This window comes from Paramagnetospirillum magneticum AMB-1 (genome assembly GCF_000009985.1).
Lineage (GTDB): Bacteria > Pseudomonadota > Alphaproteobacteria > Rhodospirillales > Magnetospirillaceae > Phaeospirillum > Phaeospirillum magneticum.
The window spans coordinates 2,293,015-2,308,462 of the sequence record NC_007626.1; the positions used below are offsets into that span (position 1 = coordinate 2,293,015).

19 protein-coding genes are annotated in these 15,448 nt (G+C 57.3%); 4 read left to right on the plus strand and 15 right to left on the minus strand.

The genetic code is table 11. From position 1 onward, the window contains the following. Nucleotides 1-97: 97 nt before the first annotated feature. Nucleotides 98-370 (minus strand): DUF6626 family protein, encoded by a 273-nt coding sequence (locus AMB_RS10690; protein WP_011384518.1) that lies wholly within the window; start codon nt 368-370, stop codon nt 98-100. A 205-nt stretch (nt 371-575) separates the two neighbouring features. Between AMB_RS10690 and AMB_RS10695 the strand changes: the two genes are divergently transcribed. Next, on the plus strand, nt 576-1,454 hold the full coding sequence (locus AMB_RS10695) for a hypothetical protein (RefSeq protein WP_043744178.1): 879 nt from the start codon (nt 576-578) through the stop codon (nt 1,452-1,454). A 208-nt stretch (nt 1,455-1,662) separates the two neighbouring features. Here the strand turns inward: AMB_RS10695 and AMB_RS10700 are convergent, their stop codons facing one another. From AMB_RS10700 to AMB_RS10725, 6 genes are all read right to left on the minus strand, one after another. Then, nucleotides 1,663-1,896 (minus strand): hypothetical protein, encoded by a 234-nt coding sequence (locus AMB_RS10700; protein ID WP_043744181.1) that lies wholly within the window; start codon nt 1,894-1,896, stop codon nt 1,663-1,665. 27 nt (nt 1,897-1,923) lie between these two features. Then, the gene (locus AMB_RS10705; RefSeq protein ID WP_158303963.1) at nt 1,924-2,199 is read right to left on the minus strand and encodes a hypothetical protein; all 276 of its coding nucleotides are present in this window, start codon (nt 2,197-2,199) and stop codon (nt 1,924-1,926) included. Between the two features lie 277 nt (nt 2,200-2,476). Next, entirely contained in the window at nt 2,477-3,694 is a 1,218-nt protein-coding gene (locus AMB_RS10710) for a tyrosine-type recombinase/integrase (protein ID WP_011384522.1), read from the minus strand. A gap of 47 nt (nt 3,695-3,741) precedes the next feature. Further along, nucleotides 3,742-4,164: a response regulator gene (locus AMB_RS10715; RefSeq protein WP_148207387.1), complete on the minus strand. Its 423-nt coding sequence runs from the start codon at nt 4,162-4,164 to the stop codon at nt 3,742-3,744. A 252-nt stretch (nt 4,165-4,416) separates the two neighbouring features. Next, a complete protein-coding gene (locus AMB_RS10720) occupies nt 4,417-4,860 on the minus strand; it encodes a hypothetical protein (protein ID WP_011384524.1) in 444 nt (147 codons plus the stop codon). Nucleotides 4,861-5,342: 482 nt separating this feature from the next. Continuing rightward, complete coding sequence (locus AMB_RS10725; RefSeq protein ID WP_043744188.1) at nt 5,343-5,621, minus strand: DUF6626 family protein; 279 nt, start codon at nt 5,619-5,621, stop codon at nt 5,343-5,345. 212 nt (nt 5,622-5,833) lie between these two features. On the opposite strand from AMB_RS10725, the gene AMB_RS25220 reads away from it, so the two are divergent. Continuing rightward, entirely contained in the window at nt 5,834-6,721 is an 888-nt protein-coding gene (locus AMB_RS25220) for a hypothetical protein (protein ID WP_148207388.1), read from the plus strand. 217 nt (nt 6,722-6,938) lie between these two features. Here the strand turns inward: AMB_RS25220 and AMB_RS10730 are convergent, their stop codons facing one another. The 6 genes from AMB_RS10730 to cimA form a co-directional block, all read right to left on the minus strand. Next, nucleotides 6,939-7,202 carry a hypothetical protein gene (locus AMB_RS10730; protein WP_043744191.1) on the minus strand — a complete coding sequence of 88 codons (264 nt, stop codon included), beginning with the start codon at nt 7,200-7,202 and terminating at the stop codon, nt 6,939-6,941. A gap of 114 nt (nt 7,203-7,316) precedes the next feature. Continuing rightward, nucleotides 7,317-8,534 carry a tyrosine-type recombinase/integrase gene (locus tag AMB_RS10735; RefSeq protein ID WP_011384526.1) on the minus strand — a complete coding sequence of 406 codons (1,218 nt, stop codon included), beginning with the start codon at nt 8,532-8,534 and terminating at the stop codon, nt 7,317-7,319. Between the two features lie 66 nt (nt 8,535-8,600). Further along, nucleotides 8,601-9,062 carry a response regulator gene (locus AMB_RS10740; RefSeq protein ID WP_043744195.1) on the minus strand — a complete coding sequence of 154 codons (462 nt, stop codon included), beginning with the start codon at nt 9,060-9,062 and terminating at the stop codon, nt 8,601-8,603. Between the two features lie 98 nt (nt 9,063-9,160). Beyond that, a complete protein-coding gene (gene rpsD, locus AMB_RS10745) occupies nt 9,161-9,778 on the minus strand; it encodes a 30S ribosomal protein S4 (protein ID WP_011384527.1) in 618 nt (205 codons plus the stop codon). Nucleotides 9,779-9,941: 163 nt separating this feature from the next. Then, nucleotides 9,942-10,709: an RNA methyltransferase gene (locus AMB_RS10750; RefSeq protein WP_011384528.1), complete on the minus strand. Its 768-nt coding sequence runs from the start codon at nt 10,707-10,709 to the stop codon at nt 9,942-9,944. A gap of 124 nt (nt 10,710-10,833) precedes the next feature. Then, nucleotides 10,834-12,474, minus strand: a complete 1,641-nt coding sequence (gene cimA / locus AMB_RS10755; RefSeq protein WP_011384529.1) for a citramalate synthase — start codon at nt 12,472-12,474, stop codon at nt 10,834-10,836. Between the two features lie 102 nt (nt 12,475-12,576). On the opposite strand from cimA, the gene AMB_RS10760 reads away from it, so the two are divergent. Together AMB_RS10760 and AMB_RS10765 are read left to right on the plus strand one after the other, a co-directional pair. Next, nucleotides 12,577-13,059: a septal ring lytic transglycosylase RlpA family protein gene (locus AMB_RS10760; protein WP_231849046.1), complete on the plus strand. Its 483-nt coding sequence runs from the start codon at nt 12,577-12,579 to the stop codon at nt 13,057-13,059. A gap of 128 nt (nt 13,060-13,187) precedes the next feature. Next, a complete protein-coding gene (locus tag AMB_RS10765) occupies nt 13,188-13,583 on the plus strand; it encodes a septal ring lytic transglycosylase RlpA family protein (RefSeq protein WP_043744198.1) in 396 nt (131 codons plus the stop codon). A gap of 77 nt (nt 13,584-13,660) precedes the next feature. Here the strand turns inward: AMB_RS10765 and AMB_RS10770 are convergent, their stop codons facing one another. Next, nucleotides 13,661-14,125 (minus strand): PepSY domain-containing protein, encoded by a 465-nt coding sequence (locus tag AMB_RS10770; protein ID WP_011384531.1) that lies wholly within the window; start codon nt 14,123-14,125, stop codon nt 13,661-13,663. 90 nt (nt 14,126-14,215) lie between these two features. Continuing rightward, complete coding sequence (locus AMB_RS10775; RefSeq protein WP_011384532.1) at nt 14,216-15,424, minus strand: CaiB/BaiF CoA transferase family protein; 1,209 nt, start codon at nt 15,422-15,424, stop codon at nt 14,216-14,218. Nucleotides 15,425-15,448: the final 24 nt, after the last annotated feature.

The following is a 15,448-nucleotide window of genomic DNA, read 5'->3' on the forward strand; positions in this document are numbered from 1 at the left end:
CAGCCCCAAGCAGCGCGTTTTCTGCGCCCAGCACCCCATGTAGCAGCCCCCGTTGCCGCCATAGCTACAGCCCTGCCTAATGCTTCTTGCCGCACGGTCACGCCGCAAGGATGTTGGCCAAGACCTTGCCGCTCAGCCTGTCCAGTAGCGCCGCTTCGTCATTGCGTCTTTCGGCCTTGGCCGTGACCATAGCCCGCGTCAAATTCTTGGCCAGTCGCACCATCGTTTCCGTCCCGGCCACTTGCCGTCTGGCCTTCATGCTCGACAAATAGCTTCTGTCCCGGCCAAGCCATCTGCGACTAAAATCGTATTGTCCTTCGGTCAAGTGGTTCTCTCTCAGTTCGTTGTATGCGTTCATCAGTGCGTTCATGTCGGTCCTCAAATAAATTGGCCTTACCTTCTGTATTTATCCGATCTGGTCATAAATACGCTTGTGCAGTAGCGCCGTTTATTTTCAAGGAGATTGCCCATGCGTAATGATCGTTTCGTAGAAATCGGGTTTAAAGGCCAGATGGTTCATATCGACCACTTGGCCCTTTATGCCTTCCTGTGCAGCATGCTTTCGGCTCGATGACATGTCCGCCGATGTGATCTTCGACCTGCTCAAAAATGGCTCTGCCGTCGATCATAAATTCCGGTACGTCGATCGTATCGGTGACCAGCAGGTCAGCAAGATCAAGCAGCGCAGCTATGTCCTCGATGCGCTCGCTGGAGACCGCAATGATCTAATGGCCCTTCGTCTTGCTGCCGGTTTGACGGCCTGTTCAACCCGGTCGCCGTGCAATCAGCCGTTTTGTCCCATGTGCCGTCATGCCCGTCAGGCCAAATTCGCCAACCAGGTCAAAGCCCGATTTGCTGCCGTGCCGCAAGACCGTCTGCTGTTTCTCACGGTCCTGCTCAGCGTCCACTATGACGCTGGCCAGATCGACGCGGCCTTGGTCAAAAGCTTCAAGCGCAAGTTCCGCAATCTGCTGTTCCACCAGAACAAGACCGCCGCGATTCCTGTCCGCATGTCCGGTGCGTTCGAGATAGAAGCGATGTGCGCCGACCTGTCAGCGCACAAGGCCGTGGCCCTCGCACCGCTCGGCCACGACAAGACACGTCAAGATACGTTCTTTCTCTTGCATTTTCATGCGGTTATAGACCGTGGTTCGCTGTCGCAAGACCAGTTGCGCTCATTGCTCATTAAAAAGCATTTTCCGCATTCGTACCAAGTTCGCCTTCAGGCCACGCACTCCGACAAGACCACCGAGGAAAATCTGGCCAAGATTGCCGGTTACATGCTCAAGTTCAGATTGCAGCACAGTGACCGGATCAGCTTCAGCGATGATGACCAAACTGGCCGTAAATCTTCATATGGCAGTCTCTACGATCTGGCCGTTGCCAAGAAGGTCGTCATGGCCGTAAATGCCTGTGGCCAGTTCGCTGGAATGGTCCTTAAGACTGGTTCGTGACCAGTGTGTAATACCTTGTTAGAATTAGGAAGTGAGTTTGTATTTGTTTTAGTGGTTATTGTAAGGCACTAATTAAGTAAAAGTATATATAAAGCGATTAATCACTAACTACTGTTGGCCCATCAAGTCCATTGCCTTCGTAATTTCCTTAGTAGCTGCGCCATTTACAGTTGTAATTCGATTTTGCTTCTAAGTTTGTAAGTAAAAATCACCGCGAGCGATATTTTGCTTTGGCCGTGCTTTCCATTGCTTCCGCTTCAGCCTTAGTCGTCTCGGCCTTGATCTGCTCCAGCTCCAGCCGTGCGCGTTCCAGTTCCAAGCTGGCCATGTCCTGATACATCACCCCGATCAGTGCCAGCCGCTCCTTGCTGATCGTCGGTCCTCTGCGCTTCCGCCAATTCGCCAGCCAAACATCCGGTTCGATAATCTCATTCGTCTTCATGCCGCTATTTATGCAGCCCCGAGCGTCTTATCGCGCCGTGTCCAGCGCGTATTCCTCGAAAATGCTCAGCCCCATCTCAAGCTCCCGACAATCAAAGCGCCAGGGAATGACGTGCGCCGCTCCGTTGTCGAGATAAAGCGACCGCTCGTTGTAGTCCGTATAGCCACAGATGACCACGACCGCCGACCGTTCAGTAATGTTTGCCGTGTTCAGGTAACACAAGACCGCGACCGCGTTCAGTTCCTCTGACAGCTTTCCAAGCAGGATAACGTCCGGCAATGAATGCGCGTTGGTCCTGCTCATTTCCATCAATCTGACCAGCGCCAAATTTGTGTTCGTCTCTGATGTAACCTCGCATTCGTAACTTTGCTTATTCAAGGCCATCGCAATCAATGCGATGTTCGCCTTGCTCTCGTCGATTATAAAAATCCTCAGTGGCCGCATCGTCAGCCCAAACCTTAGCTGTATGTGTTTTCCACCATTGCGTATGCCTCAAAAGGCCAAGCGCATAAAGCCTCACGCCTACCAGTCATGCTTTCGCTCTGATGACCATATCCAATAGTATTAATCTCCGTGGTCCTCAAACCAGCCTGTCCGCCGCAAGCGTCGTGCTCACATGGCCATAATGCTTCTCGATCATGGCCACGCTCGTCCCCATGTTCCTCGACAGCAAGTAAACGTCCGTGCCGCCATAAAGCAGCCGGAACGTCGCATATGTGTGCCTCAGACTGTAAAGCGTCCGTGCATTGCCGTGCCGGTCCATGTCCAGATTGGCCGCAGCCATCAAGTTCTTAAACCCTACCTCAAACGTATGTATGTCCTCGCCGTTGCCGTTGGCAAACAGCCCTTGGCCGCTCGCCCGTGCCTCGTCCAAATCCTTCCAGCCGTAATGCGCCAGCAGCTTCTTGACCGTGACCTTCGCGGCCCGTGTCCCGATCACCGCCCGTTTGCCGGTCTTGCCGTCCACCCAAAGCCGCAGCGTCTCCGTGACCTTGCCATTGCCCGTGTTGATTAGCTCCACGTCGCGCCACGTCAGCCCTCGCGCCTCGCCAACCCGCATCCCTGTGCCGACCAGCAGCCGCACATACAGGTCCAGCAATTGCCGGTCGCGCTTCACCCTCGGATGTTCGGCCTGATTGCTGCGCCGCCGTGCCGTCCGCCGCAGCAGCTTGTACTCGGCCACATCGAACGCGCCCCGCCTGTTCGTCTTCGCCCGCTTGGCCCGCATAAAGGCCAGTTGCTTCAAGCTCCCTTGCTCCAGACCGTGCTTCAAGATCTGCCGCAAAATGCTCTGTTCCATGACCAGCGTCTTTGCGCTCGGTACGGCCGCCGCATTCGCCGCAACCCGGTCCGCGCCATAGCCCCGCGTCCAATAGTCCAAGCGCCAGTCGTCGTAGTCGTTGAAATCCGCCGTGGTCAAACTGTTGATCGGTCGTTTGCCGAAAAATGGAAGCAAGTACCGCCGCAGCGTCCCCTCAACCAGCACCAGCCGCCCCTTGCTCAAGCGACCTTCCAGCGTGTCCCGTTTGGCCTTGCGCACATAGTCCTCGGCCAGTTGCTTGAAGGTCTGGTCTTTCAGCGGATGGTCGTGTCGCTGCTTGTAGCGCAGCTCCTCGTACAGCTCCTCCGCCGTGCGCTTCGCCTCCGCCAAGTCCGTGGTCTTCATGCTGCGCCGCACCAGTGTGCGGTCCGTGCCCAGCCGCATCCGCGCCTGCCAAATACCGTGCCGGTCATCGGCCCGCGTATAAAGCACTATCCGGCCACCGCGCAGTGCAATTTCCCTCTGACCAAGCTCCATAGCCCTGCCGCCATAAATGCGTGTTAGCTATGTGCTAGTATAGCGTCCTATGATTGCAATTGCTGCCGGAGATTTGACCGAATTTTTGCTAACCCGGCATAGCGTTTTAGCTTGGACAAATTTTCAATTAGCCCGTCAAGCTCCGCCGTCTTCTCCATTACCGCGTCCGCGCCATGGCTAATAAACTCCGCGTGCTCAGCCTTACTGCTGCTTCCTGTCAGCACCACGATGTGCGTGCCCGCCAGTCCCTTTATGCGGTCAATCACAGACGTGGAATTTGCCCCGTTCAAGCGCCCATCCAACAGCACCACGTCCACGCTCGCAGCGTTCTGGGCCAGCATTTCAAGCGCCGCCTCCGCGCCGTCCACTTCATCGACCATGCACTCGTACGCCTGTTCGAGCAGTGCCAGCCTCAGCAGTCGCCTATCGCCCGCGTTGTCTTCAACAATCAGTATGTTCAGCACCGCCATTGTCGTCCCGCCCAACAAAAAAGCTGCCCAGCACCGTGTACTGAGCAGCTTCCTTGTCACTTCCCAACGCTGCGTTACCGCAGAATTTGGTAATGCGTGTTAGCGCGAATAGTGCAGCGAATACGAGTATTGCACTGTTTCTGCTGCACTTTTTGCGCCATAAAAAGCTATCAGCCTCATACCTGTTATATACCATAGATGTAGCCGCTATCTCATCGTATAACATGTGCCAAATGTTCGCAAAATGTGTCGTCAGCCTTTCCGCAGCATGGCCAAGCGTTCCTTCTTTGCAGCCGCCAGGGCCTTGTCCAGTTCGCCCACCGTCACAGCGTCCATCAGCGTTTCAATAACGCTCGCAAGCTGCTCCTTCGTTCCAGCCACCACCGCAGTGTTCTCGCCACTCAGTTTCAAAGCCCGATTACCATAGCGCAGTTCCAGCAGCCAGTTGCCGTCAGTGTCCTGCCAAAACCATTGCCGCAGCCGCTTGCTGCGCTCGTATCCAACGCGCTCGCCGTTCTCGTCCGTCTTGTATCGCGTCTGCTTCACCGTAAACGCCGTGCCGTCCAGCATGGCCTTAACCAAGCCAAGCTGTTCCGCCAAGTTTCCCAGCACCCGTTGCCGTGCATACTGTTCCGCGCTCAAATTTTCCGTCTTGCGCGTCGCAGTGGTCAGTTTCAATTTCGCAAATGCAGTCATGTCCTGTACTCCAAGCTGTTCGCTTGTAATACAGTAATGTCTGTGTTGTGCTATCAGTGACCGATTTATCTATAAGTAACTGTAATCGTTGTCCTATGCAGCGTATTTTTATATAATGTAGTTGTACTAAACCTGATCAGATTTTCGGCGGTCGGTTTATATTATTTCAACCGCCAAGCTCCGCTCGTCGTCACACAGCGCAGTTGAAACTGCGCTGTGTGTAGGTAGCTCCCCAAGTTGCTTTGCTGCTGCTGTGGGCGTTTCCGACGTTTTGCGTGGATCAAAGTGGGAGTAGGGACGTGCAATGCGTTTTGCGGATCGCGCCCCAACTTACGTCACGTAAGTTCGCCCCCATGTCGTTCAGTACCAGCGACGTGTCGTGTTACACGACAACATCGGCCAACATACAGCATGTATGTTCGCCCCAATGCCGTTCACTGAAGTGTCGTGTTACACGACAACATGTTGGACGTGGACGCAAATCAGCACCGTCCCACCATCACGCTGTCCCAAATTCGCCCACTCAGTTTCTCCAATATCGCCGCGTCCTTGCCGCGCTGTTCCGCTTTCGCCCTGACCAATGCCTTCGTCAAATTTCCAGCCAATGTCAGCATCGTCCGCAGCCCCGCTTGCCGTTGCCGCGCTTTCATGCTGCCATAATAGCTCCGATCACGTCCAAGCCACTTTTTGCTAAAGTCGTATTGACCTTCGGTTAAGTTATTGGTTTTTAAGATTATATATGCGTTTTGTAATGCGTTCATAATTCCTCCAAATATATTTTTGAATTACCGATATTATTTATGCCGAAGATCATAAATACCGCTGCGGAAGTAGCGCATATATTTTGGGAGAGTGAAAAATGAAACAAGGAACTTTAGTGGAATATGGATTTGATGGAAAGCGAGTGGATATTAACGCGCTTGCGCTATATGCAATTTTTCTTACCGTCAATTATTCAAAGTAGGCTGCCGCAATGGGCGAGAAAGTCACTTTAGATAAAATTGCCGACAAATCTGTATTTGAGCAGAAATACAGATACAAGAATAAAATCGGCGATCACGCCGAAGGTAAAATACGACAAAGGAAGTATGTTGTTGAAAGTTTGTGCCGAGACTTTTCTGACAAAAAGGCTACCGCGCTTGCTTTGCGAATTATGAATTGCTCCGCAAGCCAAAAATGCAATCAGCCATTCTGTCCGATGTGCCGACATAAGAAACAAGAATTATTTGCAAAATATGTGATTGATAAGTTTGGAAGTGTAAGCGCAGACAAGTTGCGACTGCTTACGATATTGCATTCTGTCCATTACAATCCATTGGATATAAACAGCGATCTTATTAAAAAGCTGCGGAAGGATATGGACAATTTGTTTGACAAGATACAGCTTTATGCTGATGACAATATACGATTTATTGGGGCATTTGAGATTGATGCAATCGCAGGAGATGAAGAATTATCGGATAGAAAGGTAAATACGCTATCGGCGCTCGGATACGACAAGAATGCTAAATCTGCATGTTTTCTCCTTCATTTTCATGCAGTTATGTATCTTCCGTCGTTTCAAAATCCAAAATACGACATAGAGCGCGAAATACGAAAATACTACAATGGCAGCCATCAAGTAGACTTTACGGACCTTCATAAAGACAAAACGCACGATGAAAATTTACATAATATGGCAACCTACATGCTTAAGTTCAGGTTGCAGCATTCAAAGAGTGTCGCAAGCGATGATGACGAAAAACAATTCACTCGCACTCAGTATTCGTCTCTCTATAGCTATTCAATAGCCAAGTCAGTAGTTATGGCCGTTGATAGATGCGGAGGATTTCAGGGATTAATAACAAGGAGATTGAAATAACCAAGCTGTGCTTGGATATTGAATTTGAAATTACGATTTGAGTGGAAGAGAGAGTTGAGGATTTTGGGGTTTTGGATATTGATGTGGAATTGAACAGAGTGTAGATATTGGTAAAGTAAGGTATTATATAATACAAACTGTAGGAAATATTATTTCCAAGCAAGCCCCAAAAAGTCCAGCAGTTTAGCCAGTTTTAAGGGGGTTGTTTTGGAATTTATTATTGTTGTTTAGTAACATTTGCTGCATCTGTATTTGCCAAAGACAGATTTTTAACGGCCGCCGACCTTGCCTTTATTATCTCAGCCTTTATCTGCCCCAATTCAAGTTTCGCCCGTTCCAGCTCCACCTGTTCCCGTTCCAGCGTCGCGTCGCTGTAAATCATTGCCATCAATTGCCGTCTCTCGTCGCTTATCGTCTCGCCCCTGCGTTCCTTTTTCCGCACCAGCCAAGCGTCAGCGTCAATTATCTCTCGTGCCTTCATGCCACTATTTATGCAGCGTGATCACCGATCTTTCCAAAATTCTGACCTGGTTGTCGCCGCAATCCGCCCCGATCTGTCCCGCCAACATACAGCAAGTATGTTCGTCGCCCGTTTTCAAATCAGCTTGTCCGCCGCCAGCGTCGTGCTTACATGCCCATAATGCTGTTCAATCATCAGCACGCTCGTTCCCATGTTCCGCGCCAGCAAGTAAACGTCCGTCCCACCGTACAGCAGCCTAAACGTCGCGTAGGTGTGTCTCAGGCTATAAAGCGTTCTCGCGTTGCCGTGCCTGTCCGTGTCCAAGTTGGCCGCCGCCATCAAATTTTTGAACCCCACCTCAAACGTGTGTATGTCCTTGCCGTTGCTATTCGTAAATAGCCCGTTTCCCTTTGCCCGCGCCTCGTCCAAGTCCTTCCAACCATAATGCGCCAGCAGCTTCTTCAACGTGTTCTTCGCCGCCCGTGTCCCAATCACCGCCCGCTTGCCCGTCTTGCCATCCACCCAAAGCCGCAGCGTCTCCGTCTGCTTGCCGTTGCCCGTGTGTATCAGTTCAACGTCCCGCCAAGTCAGTCCACGCGCCTCGCCAACCCGCATTCCCGTCCCAACCAGCAGCCGCACGTAAAGTTCCAAAAGTTGCCTGTCCCGTTTCACACGTGGATGCTCCGCAGATCGCGTGCGCTGCCGCGCCGTCCATATCAGCAGCCTGTATTCCTTCACGTCAAAAGCGCCGCGCCTATTTGTCTTTGCCCGCTTCGCCTTCATAAACGCCAACTGCTTCAAGCTGCCCTGTTCCAGCCCGTGCTTCAAAATCTGCCGCAACATGCTCTGTTCCATCACCAGCGTTTTCGCCGATGGTGTTGTCGCCGCTGTTGCTACCTTCCTGTCCGCACCGTAGCCCTTCGTCCAATAGTCCAGCCGCCAGTCGTCGTAATCGTTAAAGTCCGCCGTCGTTATGCTGTTGATCGGTTTTTTGCCGAAAAATGGGAGCAAGTAGCGTTTTAACGTGCCCTGAACCAGCACCAACCGTCCCTTACTCAAGCGTCCTTCCTGCGTCTCCCGCTGTGCCTTGCGCACGTAATCGTCAGCAAGTTGTTTGAATGTTTGATCTTTTAAGGGGTGATTGTTGCGTTGCTTGTACCGCAGCTCCTCGTACAGCTCCTCCGCCGTCCGTTTCGCCTCCGCCAAGTCCGTCGTTTTCGTGCTGCGCCGCACCAGCGTGCGTTCCGTGCCCAGCCTAAACCGCGCCTGCCAAATGCCGTGTTTGTCGCTCGCCAGCGTGTACAGCACAATCCGACCGCCACGCAGTTCAATTTCACGCTGTCCAACGTCCATAGCTGCACCTTCAAAAGTGCCTGTTAGCTACGTGTTAGTATAGCGTCTTGTAATCTAAAGAATGACCTATATATCTTTGGAATTAATCGCAGCAATCTGCCTACGCTCTTCGTAGTCAGTCTTTAGCTGTATAAGTTCCGCTTCAAAATCGTCAAGTGTCGTTTCTTTGTGCAAGTATATGTCAGCTTTTTTTGCGTGGCATAAAAACAAGTCGCGTGGGCAATCTGTCTTGCACTGCAAGCTTGTCAAAATCGCCACGTATGTGTCCGCAATTTCACCCGTGTTGCGTATAATCTCAAGCGTTTCACAACCTGAAATGACCGGCATATTTACGTCCAGTATTACAATGTGATACGCGCGATCTGTCAGCGCAGCTTGTTTCAGCTTATCAATACCCGTATAGCCGTCCGTCACGTGCTCAATGCTACAGCCAATCCTGTCCGCCTGTAGCGTCAGCTTCGTCAACGTCGCTTCCGCAACGCTGTCGTCAATAATCAGTATCCTCGCATTCTGCGCGTGTTGCGTCATCTCGCCCGCCCAACAAAAAAGCTGCCCAACACCATGTGCCAGACAGCTTCTTCATCACGTCCCAAACCCTGCGTTACCGCAGAATTTGGTAATGCGTGTTAGCGCGAATAGAATTCGACGACCAGGTTCGGTTCCATCTGAACGGCGTAGGGGACATCGCCCAGCTTGGGAATGCGGACGAACTTGCCCTTCATTTCCTTGTGGTCGACTTCCATGTAGTCGGGAACGTCGCGCTCGCCCGACTGGGCGGCCTCGAGGATCAGGGCCATGTCCTTGGACTTGGTCTTCACCGAGATCACGTCGCCTTCGTTGACGCGATAGGACGGAATGTTGACGCGCTTGCCGTTCACCAGGATGTGGCAGTGGTTAACCAGCTGGCGGGCGGCGAAGGGGGTGGGAGCGAACTTCAGGCGATAGACCACCGCGTCCAGGCGGCACTCCAGCAGGCCGATCAGGTTCTCGGAGGTGTCGCCACGACGGCGCACGGCCTCGTCATACAGACGGCGGAACTGCTTCTCGCTGATGTTGCCGTAGTAGCCCTTGAGCTTCTGCTTGGCCATCAGCTGGGTGCCGAAATCGGACGGCTTCTTGCGGCGCTGGCCGTGCTGGCCGGGAGGGTTCTCCTTGCCGCGGTTCAGCGGGGACTTGGAGCGGCCCCAGAGGTTGGCGCCCAGGCGGCGGTTGATCTTGTACTTGGCTTCAATACGCTTGCTCATGGTCTTCCTTCTGGCTGAATTGATCAGCCTATTCGGTTTGTCCCGATAGTCCTGATCCGCCCTGGCGGGCGGGGAGGGGTGGGCGCGCCAAACGGCCGGCCACCCGCTTTCTCGGGAGGAGAAGGGGCGAAATATACGGATCAGGCCGGCTGTGTCAACAGATTCAAGCCTTCCCCTCTCCCTTCTGGTGGCGATAGGTCACCAGTTCGTGGACGATGCCGTGCAGGGTCTGGATTTCCTGGCCGGTGAGGTTGGCGCGCTGGAACATGTTGCGGATGTTTCTGACCATCACCGGGCGCTTGTCGGGGACGCGGAGGAAGCCGCAGGCATCCAGTTCGCGCTCCAGATGCTCGAAGAAGAAAATCAGCTTCTCCTTGGTGGCCGGGCCTTCTGCTCCCTTGGTCATGGGCGGCAGGGTCTCGGCGGCTTCGCACTGGTGCCATTCGTAGGAGACCAGCAGCACCGCCTGGGCCAGGTTCAGCGAGCAGTATTCGGGATTGAGCGGCACGGTCAGCACGGTGTCGGCCACCGCCACGTCGTCGTTCTCCAGCCCGGTGCGCTCGGGGCCGAACAGCACGCCGAAGGTCTGGCCCTCGGCATGGGCGGCGCGCATATGGGCGGCGGCCTCGCGGGGGGTATCCACCGGCTTGGTCATGTAGCGGTCGCGGCCCGTGGTGGCCCAGACCCGGTTGAGGTCGGCCACGGCGTCCTTGGTCTGCTCGAAGACCTTGGCCGACAGCAGGAGGCGATCGGCGCCCGAGGCGGCGGCGATGGCCTTTTCGCTCAGCCAGCCTTCCCGCGGCGCCACGATGCGCATGTCGGTCAGGCCGCAATTGAGCATGGCCCGGGCCGCGGTCCCGATATTCTCGGACAGTTGCGGCCGGACCAGGATGATGGCGGGACCTGGGCGGGATGTGGCGGAGACTGTCATGATGACTGCGAACCCTTTATGTGAACCGTTCGCGGGCATCCAGCCGCCATTGAGGCGGCGGCCAAGCGAGCGGATGCGAGCGCCCGGCGAGGGCGCATACGGCGAGCCCGAAGGCTCGCCGGTCCTATTCGTCTTTGAACCGAAACAGCATGAAAGTGATGGAATCCTGCAGGGCTTCCAGCGAGGCTTCCAGCACGTTGGTGTGCACGCCCACCGTGGTCCAGCGATGACCCTTGTCGTCCTCGCTTTCGATGGTGACGCGGGTCTTGGCGGCGGTGCCCACGGTGCTTTCGGTGATGCGCACCCGGTAGTCCTTGAGCTCCAGCGCGGTCAGGGCCGGATAGACCCGGGTCAGAACCTTGCGCAGCGCCACGTCGAAGGCGTGGACCGGGCCGGTGCCTTCGCCCACTTCCATGTATTCGGTGCCGCCGACCTCGACCTTGACGGTGGCTTCCGACAGGGTGATCCACTCGCCATGGGCATTGCGGCGACGCTCGTCGATGACGCGGTAACGCTCCAGGGCGAAGTATTCCGGCACCTCGCCCAGCGCCCGGCGCACCAGCAGTTCGAAGCTGGCGGCGGCCTGGTCGTAGGCGTAGCCCTCATGCTCCAGGCGCTTGACCAGATCCACCAGGTCGGTGGCCTCGCGGGCGTCGAAGGTGACCTGCATCTGGTCGACCACCCGCACCAGGCTTTCGCGCTTGACCGAGTCCAGGTCGATGCCGATCTCGGTCAGGCGCGCCACCAGATTGGAGCGCCCGGCCTGATCGGACATGACGATGTGGCGCATGTTGCCCACCGAGGCCGGGTCCACGTGCTCGTAGCACTTGGGGTCCTTGGCCACGGCCGAGACATGCAGGCCGCCCTTGTGGGCGAAGGCCGACTTGCCCACATAGGGCTGGCCGCGATTGGGGGTGCGGTCCAGCACTTCGTCCAGGGCCCGCGATACCGAGACCAGATTCTTCAGGTCTTCCGGGGCGATGCCGGTATCAAAGCCCATCTTCAGCATCAGGGCTGGGATGATGGAGATCAGGTTGGCGTTGCCGCAGCGCTCTCCCAGCCCGTTCAGGGTGCCCTGAATCTGGCGCACGCCGGCTTCGACGGCCGCCAGGGAATTGGCCACGGCCGTGTCTGAATCGTTGTGACAGTGCACGCCCAGGTGAGAGCCGGGGATGCCGCCTTTGATCACTTCGCCGACGATGCGGCGCATCTCGTGGGGCAGAGTGCCGCCATTGGTGTCGCACAGCACCACCCAGCGGGCGCCCGCGTCATAAGCGGCCTTGGCCGCCGCCAGGGCATAGGCCGGATTGGCCTTGTAGCCGTCGAAGAAATGTTCGGCGTCGAACATCACTTCCTCGACCTTGGTCCGGGCATGCTGCACCGAATCGGCGACCATGCGCAGGTTCTCGTCCAGTTCGATGCCGAGCGCCACGGTGACCTGGAAGTCCCAGCTCTTGCCCACCATGGTGGCGACGCGGGCCGGGGTGACCAGCAGGGCGTTCAGCCCGGGATCGTTGTCGGCCGAGCGGCCGGCGCGCCGCGTCATGCCGAAGGCGGTCAGGCGCGAGCGCTTGAAGGCCGGCGGATCGGCGAAGAAGGCGTCGTCGGTGGGATTGGCACCGGGCCAGCCACCCTCGACGTAATCGATGCCGATTCGGTCAAGCTCGCGCGCGATCCGCACCTTGTCGGCGGCGGAAAAGTCCACTCCCTGGGTCTGCGCACCATCGCGCAGGGTGGTGTCGTAGAGATAAACGCGCTCGGCCATGACGATCTCGATCCGCCCGGAAAACGTTGGGAAAGAGGGGAAAGATGCCCCATCCGGGGGGTATTGGGCAAGGCCTTAGCTCATTTGGCGGTCAATGGCTGTGTGAGCAATATCACGGTAATTGCCACCCAGTCTGTGATTAGTGTGACGGGTCAAGAACAGTTTTCGTGGGCCAATGATATGAGAAGGCTCTTCATAATTCGTGCAGTGATCGCGACCTTCTGTGTGAATGTCTTCACATTCGGCTTTTTCATGATGGATGCACTGGGAAAGAACTATCGCAGCCCTGAACAGGTTGGCGTGGCGTCCTCGCGCGGCTTGCCGGACCTTGAAAATGCCAGCCGTGACAGCGGTAGCATTGCCTTTGCCGAATATTCCGCCGCCCATCCCAGCCTGCCCAAGGGCTCCCTGGTCGAGGTCTGGCGGCCGGAAGACCGCCGCTCCGTGGTGGTTCGAATTGATGACAAGGGACCCGGAGACGGGCGAATCTTGGCTCTGTCCGACCCAGCCGCACGGCGCCTCGGGTTGGTTGGAGAGACGACAGCCGTCGTGGCCCTGCGGGTGGTCGGCCGTGAAAATAAGTAAAAACGCGTATGTTGATATTTATTTGTATTTACAAATTGTTCGCAACTGTGTAGCAATTCACAGTTCGTTAGGAACGCTCCGGGCAGAATGCTCCGCAATTGATGCAGGCAAGATGCAGGACTGAAACGATGAAGGCACTCAAGATCGCGGCTTTGGCCGCCGTGCTTGCGGCAGCCACGTCACTTCCGGCTTCGGCTGAAATGGCCCACACTGCGGCCCTGGGACACGAGAGCTACGGCGTCGCCTCGTGGTATGGGCCGGGTTTCAAGGGCAACCGCACCGCCAGCGGCGAGAAGTTCGACCCCAAGGCCCTGACGGCCGCCCATACCACTCTGCCTTTCGGCACCTTGGTCGAGGTATCTCGGCCAGGCAAGAAGAAGTCGGTGATCGTCGTGGTCACCGATCGCGGCCCCTATGCGGCGGGGCGTGCCATCGACCTGTCCCGGGCCGCCGCCCGGCGGCTGCACATGAGCTATCTCGGTGCCGTGCCGGTCAGGATGCAGGTGGTGGGGATGACGGAGTAACGGAACGCCGGGGCCGCATTGGCCCCGGACGTCCGCCTCGGTCTCAGCGATCGCCCGATCTTAGCGATGGCCCGGTCTTAACGATGGGAGGCCTTGGTTACCGTTCCGGTGACCGGGTCCACCTGGAAGCGGGCCGGGGCGTCGTCATCGTCGCGGGCCGCCACCACATACGAAGCATTCTTCCATTTCAGCTCCGACAGGTTCCAGTGGCCCTGTTCGGCGGCGGCCAGCATGGCCTTGACCGCATTGGTATCGGTTTCCGGCACCGTGGTGTCGCTGATCCGAGCCGCCTCGGGCAGGAGCTCGCCGGTCCGGGCGTCCACCTCGAAGGTGGCCAGCTGGCCCGACGGCGCCCGCACGGTGGCGTGGTAGCGGCCATGGTCGCGGTCGAGGGCGCGCAGGTCGTGGCCATCGGCCACCATCTGGTTGAGGATGACGGCGGGGGGCAGGGCGTCGCCGAGCGGCCGGCTCTTGGCCTGGGCGACGGAGGTCAGGGCGAGAGTGGCAACGCTGGCGGCAATCAGGGTGGTCTTGGTCAACATGGCGAGGTCTCCGGTTGGTGAGGCTTTGAACTGGAGACAGAATGCCCCAGGCCACCCCAACCGGAGCTGAACCGCTGGTTCATGCGGCGTTCAGATAACGCCTTTGCTCTTAAGCTCGGCGATCTCGGCCTCGCCGAGACCCAGCAGCCCGCCATAAACCCGGGCGTTGTCCTCGCCCAGGCGGGGGCCGAGATGGTCGACCCGGCCGGGGGTGGCCGAAAGCTTGGGGACCACGCCGGGCACGACGACGCCGCCCAGGACCGCATCGGCCACCTCCAGCAGGTTGCCGCGGGCCTGGAATTGCGGGTCCTCGAAGATGTCGGCGATGGTGTTGAGCGGGGCGGCGGGCACCTCGAAGTCCAGGCAAAGCTCCATCACCGTCTCGCGCGGGCGGGTGGCGGCCCAATGGCCGACCAGGGCATCCACGTCGGCGCGCTCGGCCAGCCGGTTGCGCAGCAATCCCCACTTGGCGCCGTCGGCCAGTTCGGGGCGCTCCATGGCCTCGGCCAGCCGGGCGAACATGCGGTCGGTGGTGCAGGCCAGCGCCACCCACTTGCCATCGCCGCAACGGAAATGGCCGTGGGGGCAGGCATTGACCGTGCCGGCGCCTTCACGTTCGCGCACCTTGCCGAACATGGCGAAGGCGGGGGCGATCTCGTCGAGGGCACGAAACACCGATTCGTACAGGGCGAGGTCGATGACCTGACCCTCGCCGGTGGCATCCCGGTGCCGCAGCGCCAGCAGCACGCCGATGGCGCCGTAAAGGCCGCTCATGTAATCGGCCAGGGAGGTGGAGCCGGGGGTCACCGGCACGTCGCCCGGCATGCCGGCCAGATAGGACAGGCCGCCGAAGGCGTGGGCGATGCGGGCAAAGCCCGGGCGGTCCTTGTAGGGGCCGGTCTGGCCATAGCCCGAGATGCGCAGCAGGATCAGCCCCGGATTGACCCGGCGCAACTCCTCCCAGCCCAGTCCCCATTTCTCGAGCGTGCCGGGGCGGAAATTCTCGGCGATGACGTCGGTGCGGGCCACCAGTTTGAGGAACAGCTCGCGGCCTTCGGGCTTGCGCAGGTCCAGGGTCACCGAATTCTTGTTGCGCGCCTCGGACAGCCACATCAGCGAATCGCCGTCGCGCTCGGTGATGGAGCCGAAGCGGCGGAAGGTGTCGCCGCCGCCCGGCTGCTCCACCTTGATCACCTCGGCACCGAATTCGCCCAGAATGGCGGCGGCATAGGGCGCCGCGATGAAGGTGGCGATGTCGAGGACGCGAATACCGTCCAGGGGGCGCTTTGGATGGGCCATGATCTCCCGCCGGCAATGAACCGT